Below are 6934 nucleotides of genomic sequence, written 5' to 3' on the forward strand. Positions count from 1 at the left end.
GACTGGCGGCTAGTCGATGTGCGGAGTAGGGCTGATATTCCCCGTGTTCGGGTTGGCGGTTTCGGGCAATCTCGCGGCTGATTGTGGACGGGGACCGGCTCATCAATGTGGCGATTGTTCGCAGGGAGCCGCCGGCAACGTGAAGATCCCGGATCGTTTCTCTCTCAACTAAAGAGAGGTAACGAACATTGATTTGTTTCTCAAGCGCGGCTAGCTCTATGGCTTTTGCTGTCGGAGTGCGGTTCACATTTCCTGTGTACTCGATCACGCGGCCGTCTGGGTAAATACGCCGGTTGTTCGATTTACGGATCCCTTTGTCCCAGTCGACGGCAGTCCTGATATCGACATCGGCCAAAGCGGCCGCCTCACGGCGGGGAGTGCCAGCCGCGCGGAGCTCACGGAACATCTCACGCCCAGGGTGCGGTTTCGGCCCTCGAATCCCAACGCTGCGCGCCCAACGGTAGCCAGTGCCGCGGTTGATGCCCAGCTCAGCCGAGGCAGAAGTCACGTCACCAAGTCGCTCCAGCAGAGCCAGAAAAGACGCCTTGTCCGCGCACGGATTCTGTTCGTCGGTCGAGGGCTCATTGGTTGGCGGATAGTCGCTTTTGGTACTGATAGTCCACGTTGTTGGTACTGCTGTTCCGGGGAGGTGGAACTGGCCGGGCTGGCGATGTAGCCAGCCCGGCCAGACCGTTGCGACGAAGTCCGGGGCGTTACTCCCAGTAGTCCTTCGCGGTCTTTGCTTCGTCGCTGCGCCGGCGTCGCATGTCGACCTCGCCGAGGTTGAGTGTGCGGGCTTGGCTGGCGAGCCGGTTGACGGTGGAGTCGGCGGCTATCCGGTCGGGTAGGGCCTCGACCCAGTAGGCCGGCCCCGATTGGCTGACGATGATCGTCGGCAGCCGGTGATCACGGTTAGCCAGAATCGAGAAGAGGTCGCTGGCCGCGTTGGGGTCGATCCCCACCGTCAAAAAGTCGTCTAATGTGCAGCAAAAGATTATGCGAAGTTCACCAACTACGGGTCCGTCGCCCGTGCATAAGCAGCGAGTTTAACTTCGCATAACCCACCCCTCTTCCTCCGCAGTTTGCCTTGGCATGATGTCAAAACCTTGACATTTGGAGGGATGGGTATGAATAAGAACATTGACGAGATTGTTTCCCAGACAGGCCGAATGCTTGCTGAACTGGGGTACACCTCCGGTACGATCCAGCATTACAAAGGTACGTGGAACAAGGCCAAGCGATGGTGTTCCGAACGCGGCATCGAGTGGTTCGACACGGACCAGGAACAGCAACTCATCGTTGACATGGGGTTGAATGAGAATGTTCCGTCCCCTGGCAAACGCAGCATGCTCAGGCACGTGCGGACCCTGCTTTCCGTGGAGAAAGACGGGTGTCTTCCGTCTTTGTCGAGGGCTTTGCCTGAGGATGTACCTGATCGATTTCTGCACGTCTTGGACGCGTATGTGTCCCATCTTCAGCAGCGTGGCCTTGCTCGCCACACACGTCGTGGTCAGACATGCCTCATCAGAAAGTTCCTGACGGGTGTGAGGATCAATGATTTGGGTGATCTCTCCATGGAGGATGTCACTGCCCATATTGAAGCGTGTTCCTTGATGACCCCGCAAACACGGGCCGGGATCCTTTACGCCATCCGCGCGTTCACGACATGGGCAGCCGGCGAGGGGTTATGCAGCTCTGCTGTTGCGGCGGCGATGCCGATCATTCCAGGTCATAAGTATGCTTCACTGCCGTCGGCTTACGCCGTCAGCGAGGTTGCCGCGATGGTCGCTGCAACGGGAGCGGAGTGCCTGCGACGTGATCGGGCGATGCTGCTTCTCGCCTCTGTTCTCGGGATGCGCGCCGGCGATATTCGGGCGTTGCGTCTGGGCGATCTGGACTGGCGTACTCGCGAGGTCAGGTTCACGCAAGTCAAGACCGGTAACCCCGTCAGGCTTCCGTTGCCTGATGAGGTGATGCTTGCCCTGGCCGACTATCTACGCAACGAGCGACCCAAGAATCCAAACGACCACGTATTTTTGCACCATCGTGCACCCCATGACAGCTTCGAGAATGCTGTGAACCCGTTCCACTACGTCGCAACTAATGCTTACGTGCGGGCATCCGTGAACACCTCTGGCAAGCATCACGGGATGCATTCGCTGCGCCACTCAGCAGCAACAAATATGCTTTCCGGCGGCACTCCCTACCCGGTGATTTCGGGAATATTGGGGCATTCGAACGCCAACACCACGCGCAAGTACATGGCCATCGACGTCGAAAGGCTTCGTTTTCTGTCGTTGGAGGTGCCCCGTGGTTGACATCCTCGTGTTCGCTGGCCCTCACGGCGAATTGTTCACCGGGTATGTGCGCTACAAACGCTCGCTGGGCTACTCGATCTCCACCGGCTACCAATACGTGCTGCGAGAAATCGCACGATTCATCGCCGACTACCCGGTCGATCCCGACGTTGTTTCCCGTGTCGCTGTCGAAAAACTCACCAGCAGAAAACCAGGCGAAGCCGTATCGACCCAGTGCAAACGCATCGCCATTCTGCGTCAATTCTGTCTGTGGCTTGCGAGTACGGGCTACACACCGGCGATTCCGCCCGAAGGACTCGTACGCGACACCACCGATTTCGTGCCAAGGATCGTGGCCGCGTCCGAGATGGCCCACATCCTGGCCATTGCCGACCGCACCGCATCCGAGCAGCGAAGATTGCTGCTGCGGCTACTGTGGTGTTGCGGCATACGCAGCGGTGAAGCCTGCGCGCTTGCCGTGTCTGACCTAGACATCAGCGCGGGCACGATCCTGATCAGACACGCCAAAGGTGACCGGACCAGGCTGCTCCCCATGTCGGCATCGCTGTGGGAATATGCCTCGGGCTATCTGGAACGCTGCGGCCTCACCGCCGAGGGTGGCACTCTACCGCTGATGCCAACGGCACGCGGCAATGTTCCCCGCAGCAACAACGCGGGCGCCGCGCTCAGCGGCATCTTCGGTCGTGCCGGCGTTCTCACACGCCAGGGCAAACCAATCCGCCCCCATGATCTGAGGCATTCCTATGCGGTTCACGCGCTCGAAAAAATGGTCGACAACGGGACAGATATCTATGTCGCACTACCGCTCCTGGCCACCTACATGGGCCATGCCGACATCACCAGCACGGAGTATTACCTCAGGTTCACCCAGGACACGTTGCTACGGATCATTGACGCGCAACAGCAGGTTTCACAACGTGTGTTTGGCGGTGCATCATGAGAGAGTTTCCGTCGCTGCTGCAGTCCTTCCTCATCGACTACCTGCCGAAGCGACGAGGGTTCAGCGCCCACACCATCGCCTCATACCGTGATGCTTTCGTGCTGCTACTCAAATGGATGGACAGTGGAGAGGGAGTGCCACCCGACAAGGTCACCATGGCTAACCTCGACCCCGACCATATCGGCCGATTCAGCGATTGGCTCCGCGAGGAACGGCACTGCGCCGCTTCGACCTCAAACGCACGCATCGCCGCCATCAGATCATTCGCAAAGTTCGTGCAGGCTGAGGCCCCCGAGCACATCGAGATCTGTCGCCGTATCCTCCAGATACCCTCCGTGAAGACGCCAACAACCGAGGAGGTCGAGTTTCTTAGCGTTCGCGCCGTGCAGCTCGTGGTCGGAGCCGCGTCCGATGACTTACGGGATGTGACGATCGTGTCCTTGCTCTACGACTCGGGCGCCAGGGTCAGCGAGGTGTGCGGCATGGCGGTCGGGGACCTGACACTATCTCGCCCGCACACTGCCAAGGTCCTCGGGAAAGGGAGGAAGGCTCGCGTCATTCCGCTCTCCTCGCAAGTCGGCGAAATGTTGTCGCGATACATCACCTCGGTACGTCCTCACGCAGCACCGACGGATCCGCTGTTCGTGAACCGTAGCGGAAACCCACTCGGCAGGGCCGGTGTCGCGTATGTGCTGCAAAAGAGCGTCACCGTCGCGCATAGCGCCAATCCAGAGGACGTTCCATCGAAGGCGCATCCCCACATCATGCGGCACTCGAAAGCCATGCACCTCCTCGAGGCTGGGGTGAACCTGATCTACATCCGCGATTTCCTCGGACACGAGAGCGTCACCACCACGGAGATCTATGCCCGGGCGAGCACCGAAGCCAAACGCCGGGCCATCGAATCAGCCGAACAGAACATCGTTCCCCACAGCCCGTACGGGAAGGAACAACGGGCAGACCTCATTGCCTGGCTTCGCGATTTACTCTAGCTACCAAGGATAATGCGAAGTTAAACTCGCTGCTTGCGCACGGGTGACGGGCCACGCCATGTGAACTTCGCATAATCTTTTGCTGCACATTAGACGACTTATGCGAAGCTTCGCATAAGTCGTCGATGATGAGCAAATCAACATCGCTGAGCTTGTTGAGCATGTTCTGATGCCCGATCCCATCTCCGCGGGCGATGACCAGCTGGCGGGCCAGGTCATCCATCCGGGTGTAGTGAACGCTGTGCTCGCTATGGCAGGCCGCGATGCCGATCGCGCAGGCCAGATAGGTTTTCCCGCCGCCGGTGGGAGAGATGATGAGCAGGTTCGTCGGGTCGGCTCTCCACTCATGGGTGGCGTAGCGTTTCATCCGCACCGGGGTGAGGTTTCGTCCCGGCGGATAGTTCAGCTCAGCTACCGACGCCTCCGGGATGGGGAACTTGGCTTGACGGATCAGTTTCTCGATCCGAATCGATCGGCGAAGCTCCAAAGCCTCATCGACCGCCGTGAGAAACAGCTCCTCGGGCGCGGCAGCATCGTTGGCTTCGTCCTTGATCAGTTCCTCGAATCGCGCCGCGAGGTGCGTGATGCGCAGAGCCTTGAATTTGTCGTGGTCGACGCTGGTGAACACGCTGCCCATCATCCGCGGTCCTTGTAGTAGTCGGCACCGCGGACCAGGACGCTGGGCGCGTCGGCAGGCCCGGGCGGGCTCTTCGTATTCGAGGCCGCCGGCACCAACGGGTGGCTTTGCTTCTTGTCACCGGTGATGGTCGCCATGATGCGTTTCAGCGTCGTGTAGGTCGGGTAACCGCGCTGATTCACGATCTGCTGGCACGCCGACTCGAGCCGCTGCTTATTGCTCTTGCCGAGGGTCATCAGGATGTTTTGGCAGTCGAGGTAAGCCTGCGCTTCGATGACGGAACGGTCCAGGATCATCTCGATCACCTCCACGGTCGCGGGCCCGAAGCTCTTGGCGCGGTGCTCGAACCACTGCCGTGTCCACAAGCCCTCGAGGTCGTGGTGGCGCTCCGGAGCATGCTCGGCAACCGTGGAGTACTGGCCCTTGCGCCCGGACTTGCGCGGATGCTCACAGATGAGCGTGTCGCCGTCAAAGATGGTGACGTTGCCGCCAGTCAGACGCACCCGCAGCATCTGCCCGGCCAGCTTGTAAGGCACCGAATAGTGCTGGTAATCGGCAGTGACGTGATAATTCCGACCGACCTTCAGCTGCTTCCACGAGACCGTATCGAACCGGTGCGCCGGCAACGGCTGGAGCAGCTCCGCTTCGTCGGCACGAAACCGTTCAGACCGGGTGGTGCCGTCGGCGCGCCGCATCTGCTCATTGATCTCCGCCATGCGTTCCTTGATGGCAGCATTGAGTTCGGTGAAGGTTGTCCATAATTCTTCAGCTAGATAGCCGATTACGCGCTTGTTGATGGTGTTTACCGCAGATTCTGCGGCAGCTTTGTCCCTAGGTCGGCGCACGCGGGCCGGGACGACGGCGGTGGAATAATGGTCGGCGAGCTCTTGGTATCGGGCCTGAACGACGCGAGCGCTGTCGCCTTTGACCGTTCTATGGGTGGCGGTGGCGGCGTTATCCGGGACGATGATCTGGGTTGAACCGCCGATGAACTCGAAGGCCTGAACGTGGGCGTTGTTCCAAGAATCCTGCTTCATATCGGCATAGGCCGAGCAGAAGATCAGCCCGGAAAACGGTAGGACCGCGACGAACAGGTAGCCCTTGCGGATCTCCCCGGTGGCCATGTCTGTCACCGGGAGAGTGTCGCCTGCCCAGTCCACGAGCAGGGCTCGACCCGGATCGTGGTGCAAGGTCGCCACGACATCATGGGTGTTGACGAACTCGGTGAACAGCTCGCAGTACCGCGAATACCCGTACTTGCGCCCAGGCTGCGCCGAGTCCAAACCGACATACATTCGCCACCCCTGCTGCAGGGTGAAGTGTTTGTTGTTCTTCATCGACTTCAACGTCCCCGCGAAGTCAGGCTGGATGAACGCTTCCGATACGCTGCGGCGCTTGTCGGGGAACAGTTCCGCCCACTGCGCGTCGCTCATCGCCGCGGTCGTCGCGGCGGTCAGGCTCTTCGCGGCGATGGTCTTCTTCACCATTGAGATGTCCCGGCGTGAACACCCCACCAGACCTGCGATCTCGTCGTAGCTGCGGCCCTCGAATACCAACGCTGTTATGGCTTTGTAGCTCGCCATCAATGCCCCCTCCGTCAGGAATCGGCAACACCCGTCGTGCTGCCGTCCTTTCAACGGGACCAGATGCAGATGACCGCAGTACCAACAGCGTGGAACGGCAGTACCAACAACGTGGACTAACCGTACCGAGTCGGACTACTCGCCACATTGGTCGGGTTTAACGTGGTCATACAAACTCCCAAGAGTCTGGGTGTTGCAACGACCAGTAGAACCCAAGGCGATACTGGCCCTATTTTCGGTCGGCGTTAACAGATGTGGTTGCGAGCCGCCTGCAAGGTCTTGCCTTCACGCAGGGCCATGTGTGTCAATGGCCATAAAGAACGGCCCGCTGGCGGCCACGAGGAGCAGCCTTCAGTTCAACGTATGAACAATTAAGTGGCTCTTCGCAGAGAGAGAAGTGTAAGTGGGGCGGAATCCGCCAGTTTCAAGGAGCGATTGGGCTATGTAGTGCGTCAGATTTCGAA

Annotated in this window: 7 protein-coding genes; 3 read left to right on the top strand and 4 right to left on the bottom strand. The window is 59.6% G+C overall.

Annotation, left to right across the window (positions count from 1 at the left end; translation table 11 throughout):
- Together BMW72_RS17905 and BMW72_RS17910 are read right to left on the bottom strand one after the other, a co-directional pair.
- Positions 1–355 (bottom strand): helix-turn-helix domain-containing protein (locus BMW72_RS17905; RefSeq protein ID WP_167361077.1); only part of this gene is annotated, 355 nt, incomplete at its 3' end.
- Between the two features lie 358 nt (positions 356–713).
- Positions 714–968 carry a P-loop NTPase family protein gene (locus tag BMW72_RS17910; RefSeq protein ID WP_277871559.1) on the bottom strand — a complete coding sequence of 85 codons (255 nt, stop codon included), beginning with the start codon at positions 966–968 and terminating at the stop codon, positions 714–716.
- Between the two features lie 159 nt (positions 969–1127).
- Between BMW72_RS17910 and BMW72_RS17915 the strand changes: the two genes are divergently transcribed.
- From BMW72_RS17915 to BMW72_RS17925, 3 genes are read left to right on the top strand one after another with little or no spacing between them, the layout of a single operon-like run.
- The gene (locus tag BMW72_RS17915) at positions 1128–2318 is read left to right on the top strand and encodes a tyrosine-type recombinase/integrase (protein WP_166787787.1); all 1191 of its coding nucleotides are present in this window, start codon (positions 1128–1130) and stop codon (positions 2316–2318) included.
- Positions 2311–3258 (top strand): tyrosine-type recombinase/integrase, encoded by a 948-nt coding sequence (locus BMW72_RS17920; RefSeq protein WP_092113045.1) that lies wholly within the window; start codon positions 2311–2313, stop codon positions 3256–3258. Before BMW72_RS17915 ends, BMW72_RS17920 begins: the two co-directional genes overlap by 8 nt.
- The gene (locus tag BMW72_RS17925) at positions 3255–4250 is read left to right on the top strand and encodes a tyrosine-type recombinase/integrase (protein WP_092113048.1); all 996 of its coding nucleotides are present in this window, start codon (positions 3255–3257) and stop codon (positions 4248–4250) included. The genes BMW72_RS17920 and BMW72_RS17925 overlap by 4 nt, the downstream gene beginning before the upstream one ends.
- Here BMW72_RS17925 and BMW72_RS17930 read toward each other — a convergent pair.
- Positions 4222–4890, bottom strand: a complete 669-nt coding sequence (locus BMW72_RS17930; RefSeq protein ID WP_241984016.1) for an ATP-binding protein — start codon at positions 4888–4890, stop codon at positions 4222–4224. The genes BMW72_RS17925 and BMW72_RS17930 overlap by 29 nt on opposite strands.
- Entirely contained in the window at positions 4887–6470 is a 1584-nt protein-coding gene (gene istA, locus BMW72_RS17935) for an IS21 family transposase (protein WP_092113051.1), read from the bottom strand. Before istA ends, BMW72_RS17930 begins: the two co-directional genes overlap by 4 nt.
- Positions 6471–6934 lie beyond the last annotated feature (464 nt).

The sequence above is a fragment of the Cryobacterium luteum genome (assembly GCF_900110125.1).
Taxonomy (GTDB): domain Bacteria; phylum Actinomycetota; class Actinomycetes; order Actinomycetales; family Microbacteriaceae; genus Cryobacterium; species Cryobacterium luteum.

Excerpts from the sequence above, each read along its gene's own strand:
- BMW72_RS17915 (WP_166787787.1), top strand. The coding sequence starts at position 1,128 with ATGAATAAGAACATTGACGAGATTGTTTCCCAGACAGGCCGAATGCTT.
- istA (WP_092113051.1), bottom strand. The coding sequence starts at position 6,470 with ATGGCGAGCTACAAAGCCATAACAGCGTTGGTATTCGAGGGCCGCAGC.
- BMW72_RS17930 (WP_241984016.1), bottom strand. The coding sequence starts at position 4,890 with ATGATGGGCAGCGTGTTCACCAGCGTCGACCACGACAAATTCAAGGCT.
- BMW72_RS17925 (WP_092113048.1), top strand. The coding sequence starts at position 3,255 with ATGAGAGAGTTTCCGTCGCTGCTGCAGTCCTTCCTCATCGACTACCTG.